Source organism: Flavobacterium lipolyticum, assembly GCF_020905335.1.
In the GTDB taxonomy this organism is placed as follows: Bacteria; Bacteroidota; Bacteroidia; order Flavobacteriales; family Flavobacteriaceae; genus Flavobacterium; species Flavobacterium lipolyticum.
Window position 1 is genome coordinate 155779 of the sequence record NZ_JAJJMN010000003.1, and the last position, 14911, is coordinate 170689.

The window sequence follows — 14911 nt, forward strand, 5'->3', positions numbered from 1 at the left end:
AGATGAAAAGCAGCATTTTACTTCGATATACGTCTTTAATTTGTTTATTGATCACCAGTACCCTTTTTTCACAGGTTAAGAACAGTACAAACGTTCTTAAAAAAACAGGAGAAACAGTTAATACTTACGATAACCAGGAGCAAAAAGAAAATAAAAAACCAGAACTAAAAATGGTTTTTTCAGATCGAAATGAGAATAAAATTTACGAAGAACCTTATAGCGCCAAAGTAAAAAATAAGGCCGCTATTTTGACCCCCATGTATGTTATTGATGAAGATAAGAATTATTACGAAGTTGTCGTTGCTGATAAGAAACTGATTGGGAAACCCAAAGGAACATTCTCTGCTTTAAGAAGTAAAGACAACCATTTTTCTAAAGCTAAAGAAGTACAGTATCTGGGATGGATTAAAAAAGACAATGTATTGGAATATGGCAGAGCCATCCAAAATCAGGTTAACTTAAAATATGTAAAGTATTTTGTGGCTTGTAATACGTTGGATAATTTAGTGAACAGTAACAATAACGTCAAAAAAAGTACTCTTTTGTTAAAGGGAGATCCTAACTTAGAAACCGCAACAAAAAAAGGGATTAAACTAAATGACTTCGTCTACGTCTACAACATAAACAAAACGGCAAATTCAGCCTTTGTGTCCAATTCTGATGATTTGATGCCAAAAGACACCGCTAATTTTAAATATGGCTGGGTTCCTTTGCAATATCTGAATCCTATAACAGACAATGTGGTAGTGAAACTGAATCCTGCTGATACGTTGAAGTTTTCGTCGGGTAAAATCAACTTTCATGCAAATGAATTGTACAGGAATACCTTTTTCGTAAATGAAAATCAATCCAGTATTGCTGCCAGATTCGATAATACCACTAAAATTTTATTGCCTGTAAATGTATGGAACCACGACAAAAATAAAATCACAAATTTAAAGGGGGATGATATTACCATAAAGACAATCGAACAGATTGATCTGCAAAGTAAGACCATTAACTTTTTTTACGTTTTTGAGAACAACGGCAGTACCAAACAATACCTAAAAAAAACACTTTCGGCATTACAAAATCTAAAATTAACAACGAGCAGTGATTTGTATGCCAATTATAATTTTACGTATTCGTTTATTGCAAAAGGGAAGTCCAAAAGTTATTTTTTGCTCAGAACATCTTCTTTTTCGAAGTGGTTTGATTTAATTGAAAAAAGTATCAAAACACCGGAAGAAATTACAAATGAAAATATTTTACCCAATAACAACATAAATATTACGCAGTTCCTGAGTGCGGGACCCAACTACGAAAATAATTTTTTTATACTGGCAGGATTAGACGGATCAATAAATACCGTTTTACAGGATAATATGAGCACATTGGCTAAGAATAATGCCAAGTTATTGTACATCCTTTTTAGAAATGAAAACAGCTCTGATAATCAGGATTTTATTTCGCAAAGTAAGGCGTATTTAAGTGATGCCAGTAATGCCAATAAAAAATACATTCAGAACTATTATGTAGATCCAAAACTGGTTCCTAAAAATGATGAATTTGTTTACAATGGCGAAACCGATAATGAGTACATCTACAACGCTCCTTTAAAAAGTAACTTTAATGGTGGAATTGTATTTCCTAAGTTAAACGGGGAGTTAACTCCTGAAACAATAAACAAAGCCATTGATACCGTTATCAGTAAAACGATCAAGACGAACAATGCATTGCTAAAATCACTGACTCAGTATAAAAATGAATTTAGTTTTTTAAGAAGTCAGCCGAGTGTAACCGTAAAAAATATTATCGAAAATTCTCCTTTAAAAGACAGTGTAAGTACTGATGTACCTAAAAAATATAAAAACGAAACCTTTGCGATAAATGCAAAAGATTCGTTGGATAATGATTTAGAAAGTAAAGTACACATTTTACTGACCGAAAACGAAATTAAACAGCTTATTGAAAATTATCGGGAGTTAGTAAGCAAAGAATACACTAATGAAAATATTGATAAGGTAGAGATTCTGAATTTTAAGGACAGGTGCTATACATTTGCCTCAATTATCAGAAGGACCGAACCATTAAGAAATAGAAATTCTTTAGCAGATCTGTTTTATTTTAAAACAAGAGTATTTGTAAACAGTTCTGATCTGCATACTATAAGAATTAAAGATATCAGAAAGTTTAAGAGAAAACCGGCCGAATTCAGGGCGCTGTTTATAGGCTTAAATGCTAAAGTTGAAGCCTTAGAGAAAATGGTTAGAAATAGTGCTTTTGAGGTTTTTGATGAGGAGTCTCAGCTCAAACACTATTATATATCGAAAAATATGCTACTATAAAATAACGATTATGGAACTTATCAATACAATAGAAATGACGAAACCTTTGCATGAAATAATTTTAGAGTTATTTTATTTTGAAAGCAAAGGGAAACCGTGTGAGTTTACAAAAAAAGAAATTTTGTGGAGGCTTAAAAATCCCAGTATTACAGAATATCAGATAGAAGAAGTACTCAATTGGATGGTGCATCATAAAAAACTAAACGAGAATTTAGGTTTGTACAGCCTCGATCGTTTTGAACTAATTGATTTAGAAGAAAAATTTAAAACCGAAAGATTGCACAAAGAAAAAAAACAAGAGCCTATTTTTTTTACGAATTACAGTACAATAAACAATATACACAATGCCGCAAAACCTAAAGCGCTTGAAATATTTATTCAGTACATACTGCCTACGTTTTTGCTTTCTTATATTGTGTTTATTTTTTTCTTAGTAAACAAGTTAAATGACAGTTTTGCCGTAAACAATAATAAAATTGAAGACGTTAGCGAGCTGACACTAAAAGAACCTAAAACGGGAGTGATTAGAAAAAAAAGAGCACTGTCTGACAAAGAAGTAAAAAGACTGTTTTCTAATCAGCATCAGAATATTTTGTATTTGAACAAGACTATAGATTCATTACAAAAACAGGTGAACAAAATTAATGAAATTCATACCACAGCAACTTTAGACTTAAAAAACCAGGTCAATTCTTTACAACCACAAGTCAATTCAATAGTCCTGCACATAACCGTTGTGCTGCTGGGATTTATTCTGTTGTTTTTCATGAAAAATGTTACGGATTAAAGGAAATTAGTAAAAAACAGATAAAAGAGGTATTCTAAAATTATGCGGAATATCTCTTTTTGTGTTTACGGGAGTTAGATGAAGAAGTAAAATAAATGTTGAAAAAATATTTTTTGACTAGTAGACTGTTTTTTCAAAACGGATGAATTTTCTGTCAGCCCTTATGAATGCTGGATTCTTACATTTGAGAATTAAAAACATCTCTTTTTTTTCTTAATTCTTCTGAAAAAGATTACGAATTGACTTGTTTTTTTAAAATGTATTTGTATATTCGTACAAATATTGATTGCGAATCACCCTCATCTTCCTACAAGAAGCAATTAAAAAAAGTACGTTAGTACAAAAAGAGGTATTCTAAAATCATGTAGAATACCTCTTTTTTTTTGTTCATACTAGTCACACAAAAAGAAAGAGGATTCTGAAAAACTTTATTTAACAACTTAAATTTTTTATTATGGCATTTAAATCAATTTTAGAATTCGAAGGAAACGAGTACCAAGTATTATTTTCAAAAGTTGATATGTTGAGACATACTGACGGTAAAGGAGCTGTTTCTTCTGAAATTAAAGGAGGAAGATTAAACTTGAGAGTAAAATCTACAGACAACACTACAGTTATCGAACAAGCGGTAAACAGCCAGCACAAACCGGTAAGCGGAAAAGTAAAATTTTTCAAAGCTGACTCTGAGCAGGTAATGAAAGAACTTACTTTTGAAAACGCTTTTATTGTGTTCTTTAGTGAGCAGTTAGACGCTTTGGCTGAAACTCCAATGACTACTGAGATTACATTCTCTGCAGAGAGAATTACTTTAGGTAATGCTACACTAGATAACAACTGGGCTAAAATTTAATTTTTCTCATAAAACAAGAAGCAGTTGCGTACTGCTTCTTGTTTTTTTATTTTCAGAATATGACATCTTTTAGCTTAAAATTGAATTCGGCACGAAGAACTTTAAAGTAAAGGGCTTTGACTATCCTCTGTTTAAGTTAAAAATTTTAAAGAATTAAACTTAAAACTAGACAGATTTATGGTCATTCCTAAAATAATCTTTGGTATAGACGGCAAAGAAATTTCTCATTTTACTAAAATCGATTTAAAGCAAACCATTAATACTCACCATGAGTTTTCAATAAGTATTCCACATTCTGTTATAGAACGACCTAGGGCCTATACGATGGAAAGCGCCCAGGAATGTCTTGGAAAAGTGCTGCACATCAGGCTAAGCGGTAATAATAATTTTCTGGGAATTATAACAAATGTTCGCTATCAACAAGAATTGGGACATGTAGGCAGTCAAATCGTTATTTCAGGATATTCTAAAACTATTTTGTTAGACTACGGTCAAAAGTTGCATTCCTGGGAAAATCTCAATTTGAAAGATATGGTGCACGATCTCATACAAACTGCTGCAGGAGAACAACTGCAATATGAAATCGAGCCCGAATTTACTTCTAAAATAGAATATCAAACGCAATATCTGGAATCGGATTTTAAGTATATCCAGAGATTGGCGAAACAATATAACGAATGGTTATTTTATGACGGAGAAAAACTTTTTTTTGGAAAACCACAACAAGAAAGCTCTCCTATAAAATTAATCTACAACAAAGACCTGTTTAATTTAAGCATATCGGTAGAAGCAAAACCCCATCAGTACAGCGGTTATACTTATAATGAAAATATCGATCAGCTTTATCAGGCACAAACAGATGACAGCATCGTAGAGGGATTACCGAAATTAGGAAAAGACGCCTTCGAAGCTTCCAAAAAGTTATACAGTACAGCTTCTTACGAGTTCGGACAATTTAGTACCGGAGATGATGTATATTTTGAGAGTATCCTGAAAAAAAAACAGGAAAGTATAGCTGCAGAAGGAAACTACATTTCGGCAACAAGCTCAAATCCAAAACTAAGAATAGGCTCTATTATTAATATCGAATCTCAGCAAATATTAGATAAATCAGAGGTTCTTCAAAAAGGATTGAATACAAATAAGACACAATTTGAATCGAATGAAATTGGTACTTATATTATTACCGAAATTACTCACAAAGCTACTGAAATAGGAGAGTACGAAAATAGTTTCAGAGCACTTCCGGCTAAAATAAAAAAACTTCCCGAGCCTCAGGTAGGCATGCCAATAGCGCAGGAACAGAGAGCTGTGGTAGTAGCCAATGATGATCCTAGTGGTAATGGAAGAGTTCGCGTAGAATTATTATGGCAAAAGAAACAGCAGTCCCGTACGCCCTGGTTGTATGTATTAACTCCTAATGCCGGAACCAGCGATGTTGTAAATAAAAATCGCGGATGGGTTACGATACCGGAGGTAGGTGATCATGTAATGGTTAGTTTTCGATACAATGATCCTAACAGACCGTATGTAATCGGCAGTATTTTTAACGGAAAAACAGGCGAAGGCGGTAAGCTGGACAATCATATTAAAAGTTTTTTTACCCGCTGCGGAAGTACCATCACTTTTGATGATAAACAGAAAAGTATTCTCATAAAAGACCCGTCAGACAACAGTGTTTATTTGGATGGGGAAGGTAATATTACTGTAAATGCACCTAAAAATATGACCATCAATGTTGGTGATAATCTGGATATTACCGTTGGTAAAAATATGACTGTAGGGGTAGGCGGTAACAAGAAAACCACCATCGACGGCAACAACAGCTTAAAAGTTGGAAAAAGCAGTACAGTCGATATTACAGAACTCTACAAACTTATTACAAACATGTACGAGCAAAAAGTATCAGGTGATAAAACCGTGAAAATCAATGGTAATTTAAATAAAACCACAGCGACAACAACTCACAAAGCCATAGGAGGAGATATTTTGATAAAAAGCTCGGGAATCTCAAAAGTACTGGGTGCCATTGATGCCAAAGTAAATAAAGGATAACTTAGATAAGCTATTTTAAAGATCTATCCCAATTGAAACAAACCGGCACAGGCAAAGAAAACGTAATCGTAATATCAAATCAGAATGAAGCAGCTATTATTTTTTATTTTTCTATTGGCAGGTGTATCCTCTTTTGGACAAGCAGAAGAGGTACAAAAAGCAGAAATAGAAGGCGGTACATTATCAAAAAAGTATATTGACGGAAAACTGGAAAGTTTTATTGTAGAAATGTACGCGGTCAATTATGGGAACATCTTCAGTTTTAATAAAGACAAAGATACTATTACCGTTAGTGAAGGAGAAAAATCAGCTGCTGTTATTAAGATATATTTTAAAGATCAAATGCAAATAAGTGAACTATTTTATAAGAAGAAAATAGTAGCCTATTTTGAAGCTATAAATTTGAATAGAGATCAGTTACCCAAAAGCAAAAGCGTCTATAGTTTTCTTGTAAATAATAAAATAAAGAGTTCAATAAGCAGCTTTGATCTCAACGATCTTGATGAAGATTTTGACCAGAATCTTTTAAAACTTTTTAATGGTTTAAATCATGTTGCAAATACTGCAAATTTAGATTCCGCTTTTAATTCAATAGCCCATTTTTTTTCCAAAGAAGATGCTCTTTATAGAATCTATTTAGCAAGCTATGCTGAAAAATTTGCCCCTCCAATAATTACCTATTTAAAAACCAATGAATCCGGAAAGATTGAATCCGGAATTGTCTGGACAGGGAAAGAGACCGGAAATGGGAAGTATGAAATTTATAGTAAGGAGAAAATAATACAATCAGGAATTCAAAACCTATCCAATTTTAAAAAAACTTTTAGGGAATATTTTTCTAAAATTGAAAATTTAGATTAAAAAATAACAAGCATAATGAACAAGAATAATAGTATTATTATAAAATCACTACTAATTGCTTTAATTATTTCCCTGATTATTACAAGTTCCATTTTTTCAAAAGGCTTTATAAGTTTTGGAGCAGCGGTTCTGGCAGGAATTATTTTTAGTGTGTGTTTTATCGTGTTTTTTGTAATCGTGAGACTTATTTTGAGGGCTGTTAAAAAGGATTAATAGAAAAGGTTAAAGAATAGTGAGATGGGTATGTATAAATAATAGATTTTATGAAAAAAGCTTCCATATTACTAAAGTTATAAAATAAAAAAGGTAAAAAATATAGTGTACAGAAACAAGTCAGGATAAAGAAAAAATATGGGATGTATCTTACTTTTGATATATTTACAAGTAGTTCATTAAGACATTATAAGTATGCCTAAAACCTAAAAAAAGCATGAAGAAAATAGCCCTTTATTTACTATTATTTCTTATAACAAATACGTTAACAATTTCTTGCCAGGAGAAAAAGCAAACCAATAAAAAAGTTAATAGCTCCGCAATAAAAGCCCCCCTTAGTAATATGGAAACAAATTTTAAATGGCAGGAAGGTTTAAGCTGTCCTTCAGGATACCCAATACAAGTATATAGAGGCTGGCTTGAAGGCCCGTTAGTGTCAAATGGTGTAAACGAAGTGCCTAACAGTACAACGGGTATATACGGTTTTGGTACAACCACAGGTATAGGAGACTGGGGAGAAAATTCCTCGGGGATGAGTCAGGGTGAAAAACCAATTCCACAAAGACTTAACTGTACCTGGTACTCTTATGTTGAAGATGTGATGTATCATATCGATACAGAGTTGGACTATCCCAAAATGGTAAAACTATTCAACGAAGGCTTTCAGAGCAGCGTTCAAAAAGAAGGAAAAGTAATGACGACTTATAAGCACATTACAGTGGGTTTTGCTCCGGGAGGTGTAGTAGTAGTGTGGCTGAAAGGCGGACAGAAAGATGTAGAAATAGGGCGTTATCAAGGGAAAAAAACAGAGATAAGCGCTAAGGAAATTGCCTCTTTGGACAGTCATGAACGACTTTTGTTTGATCCTGCTGACCGAGCGCGAACTTTAAAAAATCCAAAAATTATAGCTCCGGAAGATCAGGAAGCACATAAAAACAAACCTATCCCTTACGGACTTTGGGACAGCTACCGCATAAAATACAATTGGCGCCCTACTGCCGTATTCGTGAGAGAGGGAAAAGTGCAGGATGAATTGTCATTTAGCCTGTTTAATGGAGAACGAGAAACATTGTTAGAAGAAGAATTTGTAAAAAATGAGTATCACGAAAGAGCAATTCCGCGAAATTTAGGGATTCGTTGGTGGGATAAGAACGGACAGGGGTATAGTGGTTCCTTTATTTTTAACGAGAAAGAAATTTTTGATGCCTTCAAAGAGTTGCGTAAAAAGAATCCTGAGGCAAATATTGATTTAGAAGTTAAAATAAACCCGGGTAGTGATTATTTGGGAGCCACACTAAAAAACGGTACAGATGTAATACCACTGAAGAAAAGTAAAACAAACGTTTTTGAGTCAAGCATTGTGACAAGAGAATACAAATACAATTGGCATCCTGTTTTTTTGTTTCCTGAAGGAGAAAAGATGCCGGATGAAATTTATTTTTTGAGTCACACTTTGGGACAGTCTCTTGTTGAAAAAAAAGAAATGAATCTACCTCTTCAGGAAAATGCCGCACCTTTCAAAATAAGCTTTGATTATGGCAAAGAGAATGGAGAAACAGGATATTTAGAGTTAATATTTAAAGACGATGAAGTTCGCGAAACGTTTAGAGATATTGAAAAACTAAAGCCGGGAGCTCCCATAGAAATGCAAGTGAAAATAGGTAAATCCTATAGTTCCTGTACTATTACACTTAAAGGTAATGGAAAAGAATTACCAGTGAAATTCACTACTTATCAGAATTAGTTTTGTACAAAAAAAGATTAGTTTTCGAATCGTATTTACTAAAAGAATATACAAAAACAGAATCATTGTTATGGGAAAAACATTTGTATACAATACAGGAGCAGCGGCCGATGATATAAAAAAAGAAGAACTACGCCTGACTTTTGGGATTTTTATAGACGGCACACTCAATAATAAAACGAATACCGATATGCGTAACAAACATAGTCGGGGTAAGGATGCAGACGGAAATATTGATTATTCAAAAGACAATGCTACGCTGGAAAGTGAAGACGAAAAAAAATATAAAAAAATAAAGAATAAAGGACGCATAGAAGAACTTCTCTCCAAGAAAAATAAAACTCCTGCTGAGGAAGCGGAGTTTAAAGCTATTGATGAAAGAGACAAATATCTCGTTGCCTCCTATAGAGTTCCTTTAAACGAGTTTGGTCTGGATCGTATGGGAACAGATAACAGTTATAGTAACGATTACACCAATGTGGCACGCATGTGGCAATGCTGTGAACAAAAAAAATACGCCATTTATGTACCCGGTATGGGAACGGATCACCTAATGCGCGACAGCACAGACGGTTTTGCTTTTGGTTCAGGACAAACGGGTATACGGGCAAGAGTGCGTAACGCTTGTGAGCAAATTGCAGATAAAGTAGCACAGAAGTTGGACGGAAGTTCCGAAGAAACTAAACTTGCCCAAATCACACTCGATGTATTTGGATTCAGCCGAGGTGCTGCTACGGCAAGAAATCTGGTTTACGAGGTAAACCATGATAGCGGTTACGCAAATGCAGTAAAAAAACAAATCCCTTGTGGAGTAGAATATATTGAAAGGCCCTATTCGGAATCCGGTAGTGTACGTATACAAAAAATGCGAACAGCCTTTGTTGATGTTGATAATTATGAGATAAACAATAAGTATTTAGTAGGAGATCAGCTGCCTAAGATGGGGCATTTAGGATACAGTTTACTAAAAAAAACCGGCCTTGATTTTCATGATTTAAAAAATGTAGAGATCATCGTCCGTTTCGTAGGGATTTATGATACTGTTTCCTCTTATTTTGAGGAGAATGGTGTTCGGGATCATTACGACGATTATGGAAATGTGAAAGACGAAGGAGGCAAGCTCCTGAAAGAAGCCTGGTCAACACATTTTAATGATGATATTGCCGAGCTGCACCTGAATAATTTATACTGCCAAAAAGTAGTACACTTTACAGCAAAAGACGAACATCGTCAAAATTTTGCCCTTACCCGAATCAATCAAATTCCTGGCAGATACATCGAAAAGAATTTTCCGGGAGTACATTGCGATATAGGTGGAGCTTACATGACCGAGAAAGAAGTTGTTGATGAAATCGGAACTCAAATGAAAGACAGACATTATGTTTCTGTTTTTCCAAATGGTTTTTTTGATGATAAAATGGGGTTAGAGGCACTAAGAAGAGACCTGATCAGACAGTATTGGTATAAAGAAGATCAAATCGAAAAAAAAATTCAATGGAGTTTTCCACCTTATCATAAACTTACAGGAACCCGTGGAAAAAAAATAGAAGGCACCGAAGATCAGTATGAAGGCGTTAAAAAAGAGTACAGTTATATTCCGCTGCACTTTATGGAAACGTATGCCAAAAGTACTGAAATGAAGCAGTATTTTGTAGAAGAAACAACTGTGAAATTTCCATTAGATGATTTTCTAACAGGTGTAGAAAGCTATTTAACACCTTATGCACTGGATGAAACCAACGAGGTGAAAGAATGGGATTTCATCAGTGACGAAGTAATCGAACAAAGAAGACTGGAAAGGATAGAAAAGCAGAGATGCGAAGCGGAAATACAAAGTATAGAGCAAAAACTCAAAAATCATACTTATGAATACGAAGAGCTTAAAATACCAATCGACAATTTACGGGTAGAACAATATAAACCTAAATTAGACTTTGAGACGCTTAAAATACCACAAAAAGAGCCTGAAATGAAAACATATACTATAGAGGGAGTTACTGTTGTTGGTTACAGCTCACAAACCATGTTGAGAAAGTTAAGGAATGAATACCTGCATTGGTCCTCAACAAGAGATTGGTTCGGGATGCAGCCCAATGAAGGCAGAAAAAGAAAAATACATTAAAGTATGACCTATTTAGATTACGATGTTGTATTTCCTGAGCTTGATAAAATAAATGAGTTTGTATTTGAAACGGTAACAACAGATTTCTCGAATCCAAAAAAGATAAAAAAAATAAATTACACCCGAAAGATTGCTATCACGAGGTACAAAGACAACGGAAATGATAAGTTGTTTCAGTTGTTTCTTTCCGAGATCGAAATCACAAGTAATTTATCTACAGAGAATATGATTTTTCTTAAAAGAATAGGAGCTGCTTTTGACGAAGTTGAAGTAGAAGTAAATAACTATGGTAAAATAATCAAAATAGTAAACTTTGGGGAACTGGGAAAACGATGGGAAATTGTTCGTGCCAAATTGGCTATAGATAATGTTGGTTTTGTTACAGAATCATACCTGCAGGATATTAGCAGTTCGGTAGAAGACGAGCAAAAAATGATAACCTTCTTCTCCGATTATAAAATGTTTGGTTTGTATTTTTTTAGTTTATATAGAAACCCGTCTCCTATTGAGCGGCAAAAAAAAATAATAGATTGTGGGAGCACTGTAATGTTGGAACGCATTTATCCAAAAGATGAAAAATTGGACACCTACTTCATATCAGGAAAACCTTTTGGAGAGAATGCAGAGACAGATAGCATAAAATATGATGGTACTGTAGAGTACAGAGAACATCAGATAGAATTGGCAACATTAGAAATAGAAAAAGAAAGATTGAGCATTTTGTATAACATTAATAAAACATCACTTTAATGGCAAAACCAGATAATACTCAAAAACGAAAAGAACGCGAGGAAAAAGAGGAAGCCGAGGATGGCTTAAAATTTGTTATCGACAGAGCCAAACTAAAATGTGACTTATGTACCGTTCCGGAAGGCGATTTAAAAGTAAATTTTGACACTCCAACCATACAAGACAAAAAAGTAGCAACGATCGTCGAGAAAGACAAAAAGAGTGTAATCTTTAAAGGCAACTGCAAAAAAAGCCCTCAGAGTTCAAGTCCATGCGCTTCAGTAATGCAGCTTGCCGACTGGAAAGATGTGGGAACAGTGTATTTTCAGGAAAAATTTCCATTACTTCTTAAAAGTACGATTAAATGCAATTATGGAGGAGTAGATATTAAAATCACAGACTCTGCGCAACGCAATGCACCAGAAAAGATTGATACTACAGCTGCGCCTGTGCCAGATTTAGAAAAAAGAATTGTAGAACTTTACTGGACGTATAATGACACCAAATTAGCTAAAAAGTCGAGATTTTATGTAGACATGAATTTGGTTGTAAAGACCTTGAATTATAAAGAAGGGGAGAGTGTCACAGTATCTATAAAAAGTGAAGATGGGAAACCGTTGACGGATAATTTAACTGAATTAAATCTTACAGGAACTGTTGGTAAAAGTGATACTGTAATTTTTGAAAAGGTCCTAAAAGACTACACTCTAAATTTATTAGAAACAGATAATTAAGGAGGAAAAAAAACGAAAATAAAGCAAGTAAGAAAAATTATGGATTTTGAAAAGATAATTCCAATAGAATTAATGCAACGTAATATTGTAGCTAGTGTTGGGGGTGTTCAGGCAAGGGTAGTAGCAGCCACAAGACCAAAATGGGATGATATGATAAAGAATTATCCAAACACATCGGTAGATACAGTTAAACTTTATAATGATATAGGTAATGGTTTAATAGATTTATACAAAAAAGCACCCGAAGATTGGGAAAACACTTGTTCTTTTAGGATGAGTAGAGGGTTAAATTTAAGTGGTTTCAAACTTCCAAAAGATAATTCAAAATATAGAGAAAAAGGTTCTAGCGGTGGGGTACATGTAGGAACAAGTACGGGAGTGACAAAAAACTATTATTGGTATAGAGTAAAAGAATTGGGAAAATATTTAGAAGACCATTTAGGGGCTCCTGAGTTTGATGTAACACTTAAGAGAGCTAATTTAGGCGAAATAAAAGTTGGTTTGTCAACAACAGATTGGAGTAAGCTCAGTAAACTGAAAGGAATTGTTATGTTTAAAGTTTCAGGATGGGGAAATGCTTCAGGGCATTTTACTTTGTGGGATGGTAAAAACTTAATATATCCCGGAGATCCACGTCATGATGATCCTTCTAGTGAGCTTTATTATTTTAATATGAAATATGAAGCCTATCATCCTATCAAGAAGAAAAATATTGTTATACAAACAGATGAAATAAAGTTATGGGAATTAAAATAAAAAAGAATAACTATTTATTGTTATTTGTGCTTTTAATTTTTACAAAAGCAATAGGGCAGAATAAAGTAGCAGAAATAAAAAAATATGCTTTTAATAAATGTTTAAGCTACAATTATCAAAAAATTGATTCAACCTTTTATAACACTTATAAAGATGCTTCGGGAGTTCAAATTTCAATAAACGGTAATTTTTTAGAAGATGATGAGCTTAAAAATAAAGTAATAGATTATGCTATTGCAATAACTGGTTTGTATTATTCTCAGAAAAATAATTTGCACTTTGAGACAGGAGACAGAAATATTGTTCTTTGTAATTGTTTTGCTTTTTATGAATCCAAAGGTTTGGATTTATTTGTGAAGAAAATAGTTAATGTTAAAGATAAAATTCGAAAAAAGTAAAATTGCAATATTAATAAGTTATCATTCTGCCACTGTTTATCAGTTCAGTTTAGTCTAAATATAAAAATGATAAAAATTTTCTTGAAAAATAATAAATAGAGAGGATTCGTTTGTATAATATTTTTTTATTACCTGAAGTAGAAAATTCAATAGGATTTAGTACAAACAAATAGATTAAGAGTATGGTAATTAAAATAATAAAGCTATTTTCTTTTGTGAGCATCTTTTTATGCACTATCATTAGCTCTGCTCAAACCGTTGATATAAAACTAAAATTCGCGAAGAAGTATGCTTATTGTAATTGTATTTACACTAATAATGTCAAATTAGATGAAAAATACTTAAGTAATAAGTTCCAAATAAGTGATAAATCGAGTAAAGAGTTCATCGAATTGGGAAAAATTAAAGAGCGTGACAGTGAGAAAATTAGAAGCTTCACAGAAAAAATAACGGGCGGTTTTTATTTGATTGAAAGTCCGTACTATTCTGAAAGCGGCGATAGTAATACAATTACAAGTACGTGTTTGGAATTTTATGAATCTAAAGAACTGGATAAATTTATAAAGAAATTGTACAAGAAATAAGAAAGTGGTACTTTTTTGGCAACTATTTTAGTCCTAGAAAAAACGGATATATTAAGCTTAGTATGTCTAACTAAACTTGAAATATTTTTTTATTCTTATGAAAAGAATTTTCAATTAGAGTTAGTGTAAGCAAACAGGTTAAAAATATGGGAACTAAAATAATTTTAAGTTTTTTATTGATTGGAAGCATTGCCTATACTCAATCAAAAGATGAAGTACATTTGCTTAAGCAGTATTCATTGCAAAAATGTTTAAAAATCAACTATCATTCGGTTGACTCAACATTTATTAGCCACGACTATTCCGCGTCATATATGCTTCAAGTAAAAAATGCAGATTATAATATGTTAAATAAACTGGATGACTTTACTGCAAAAAATACCTCACAGTTTTATGAGATGGGAGTATCTGAAAATCTTGAAGATAGTAAAGCAAACTATATTTTCTGTCATTGTATGGATTTTTACGAATCGAAAGAATTGGATAAATTCATAAAAAAAGTATTGAAAAAATAAGAAAGAGAGAGGTAGGATTTTTTTTATACGACTATTTTGGTTGTAAAAGAAAAAGATGAATTTTCTGTCAGCCCCCGTAAATGCTGGATTCTTACATTTTGGATTAGCTTAAAGCAATATTTTTTCTTTATTTCTATGAAAAAGATTACGAATCAACTTGTTTTTCAAAATTGTATTTGTATATTCGTACAAATATTGATTGCGAATCACCCTCATCTTCCTACAAGAAGCAATTA

Annotated in this window: 13 protein-coding genes; all 13 read left to right on the forward strand. The window is 33.1% G+C overall.

The window, feature by feature from the left end:
• Positions 1-2 precede the first annotated feature (2 nt).
• The 13 genes from tssR to LNQ34_RS22895 all read left to right on the forward strand — a co-directional run bounded on the left by tssR (position 3) and on the right by LNQ34_RS22895 (position 14675).
• Positions 3-2327, forward strand: coding sequence for a type VI secretion system protein TssR domain-containing protein (gene tssR, locus LNQ34_RS22835; RefSeq protein WP_202703509.1), 2325 nt, complete (start codon positions 3-5; stop codon positions 2325-2327).
• Between the two features lie 10 nt (positions 2328-2337).
• Positions 2338-3114, forward strand: a complete 777-nt coding sequence (locus LNQ34_RS22840) for a DUF5457 domain-containing protein (RefSeq protein ID WP_017496363.1) — start codon at positions 2338-2340, stop codon at positions 3112-3114.
• A gap of 454 nt (positions 3115-3568) precedes the next feature.
• A complete protein-coding gene (gene tssD / locus LNQ34_RS22845; protein WP_230001420.1) occupies positions 3569-3964 on the forward strand; it encodes a type VI secretion system tube protein TssD in 396 nt (131 codons plus the stop codon).
• 177 nt (positions 3965-4141) lie between these two features.
• Complete coding sequence (locus LNQ34_RS22850; RefSeq protein ID WP_230001421.1) at positions 4142-6019, forward strand: type VI secretion system Vgr family protein; 1878 nt, start codon at positions 4142-4144, stop codon at positions 6017-6019.
• An 84-nt stretch (positions 6020-6103) separates the two neighbouring features.
• Positions 6104-6880 (forward strand): hypothetical protein, encoded by a 777-nt coding sequence (locus LNQ34_RS22855; protein ID WP_230001422.1) that lies wholly within the window; start codon positions 6104-6106, stop codon positions 6878-6880.
• Positions 6881-7436: 556 nt separating this feature from the next.
• Positions 7437-8837 (forward strand): DUF2931 family protein, encoded by a 1401-nt coding sequence (locus tag LNQ34_RS22860; protein WP_230001423.1) that lies wholly within the window; start codon positions 7437-7439, stop codon positions 8835-8837.
• Between the two features lie 70 nt (positions 8838-8907).
• Positions 8908-10959 (forward strand): phospholipase effector Tle1 domain-containing protein, encoded by a 2052-nt coding sequence (locus LNQ34_RS22865; protein ID WP_230001424.1) that lies wholly within the window; start codon positions 8908-8910, stop codon positions 10957-10959.
• A 3-nt stretch (positions 10960-10962) separates the two neighbouring features.
• Positions 10963-11709, forward strand: coding sequence for a hypothetical protein (locus LNQ34_RS22870; protein ID WP_230001425.1), 747 nt, complete (start codon positions 10963-10965; stop codon positions 11707-11709).
• Positions 11709-12422, forward strand: a complete 714-nt coding sequence (locus LNQ34_RS22875; RefSeq protein ID WP_230001427.1) for a PAAR-like protein — start codon at positions 11709-11711, stop codon at positions 12420-12422. Before LNQ34_RS22870 ends, LNQ34_RS22875 begins: the two co-directional genes overlap by 1 nt.
• A 39-nt stretch (positions 12423-12461) precedes the next feature.
• Positions 12462-13178, forward strand: a complete 717-nt coding sequence (locus LNQ34_RS22880) for a T6SS effector amidase Tae4 family protein (RefSeq protein ID WP_198288044.1) — start codon at positions 12462-12464, stop codon at positions 13176-13178.
• A complete protein-coding gene (locus tag LNQ34_RS22885; RefSeq protein WP_089078311.1) occupies positions 13163-13576 on the forward strand; it encodes a hypothetical protein in 414 nt (137 codons plus the stop codon). Before LNQ34_RS22880 ends, LNQ34_RS22885 begins: the two co-directional genes overlap by 16 nt.
• Before the next feature lie 182 nt (positions 13577-13758).
• Positions 13759-14160 carry a hypothetical protein gene (locus LNQ34_RS22890; protein ID WP_230001429.1) on the forward strand — a complete coding sequence of 134 codons (402 nt, stop codon included), beginning with the start codon at positions 13759-13761 and terminating at the stop codon, positions 14158-14160.
• Positions 14161-14306: 146 nt separating this feature from the next.
• A complete protein-coding gene (locus LNQ34_RS22895) occupies positions 14307-14675 on the forward strand; it encodes a T6SS amidase immunity protein Tai4 family protein (RefSeq protein ID WP_230001431.1) in 369 nt (122 codons plus the stop codon).
• Positions 14676-14911: the final 236 nt, after the last annotated feature.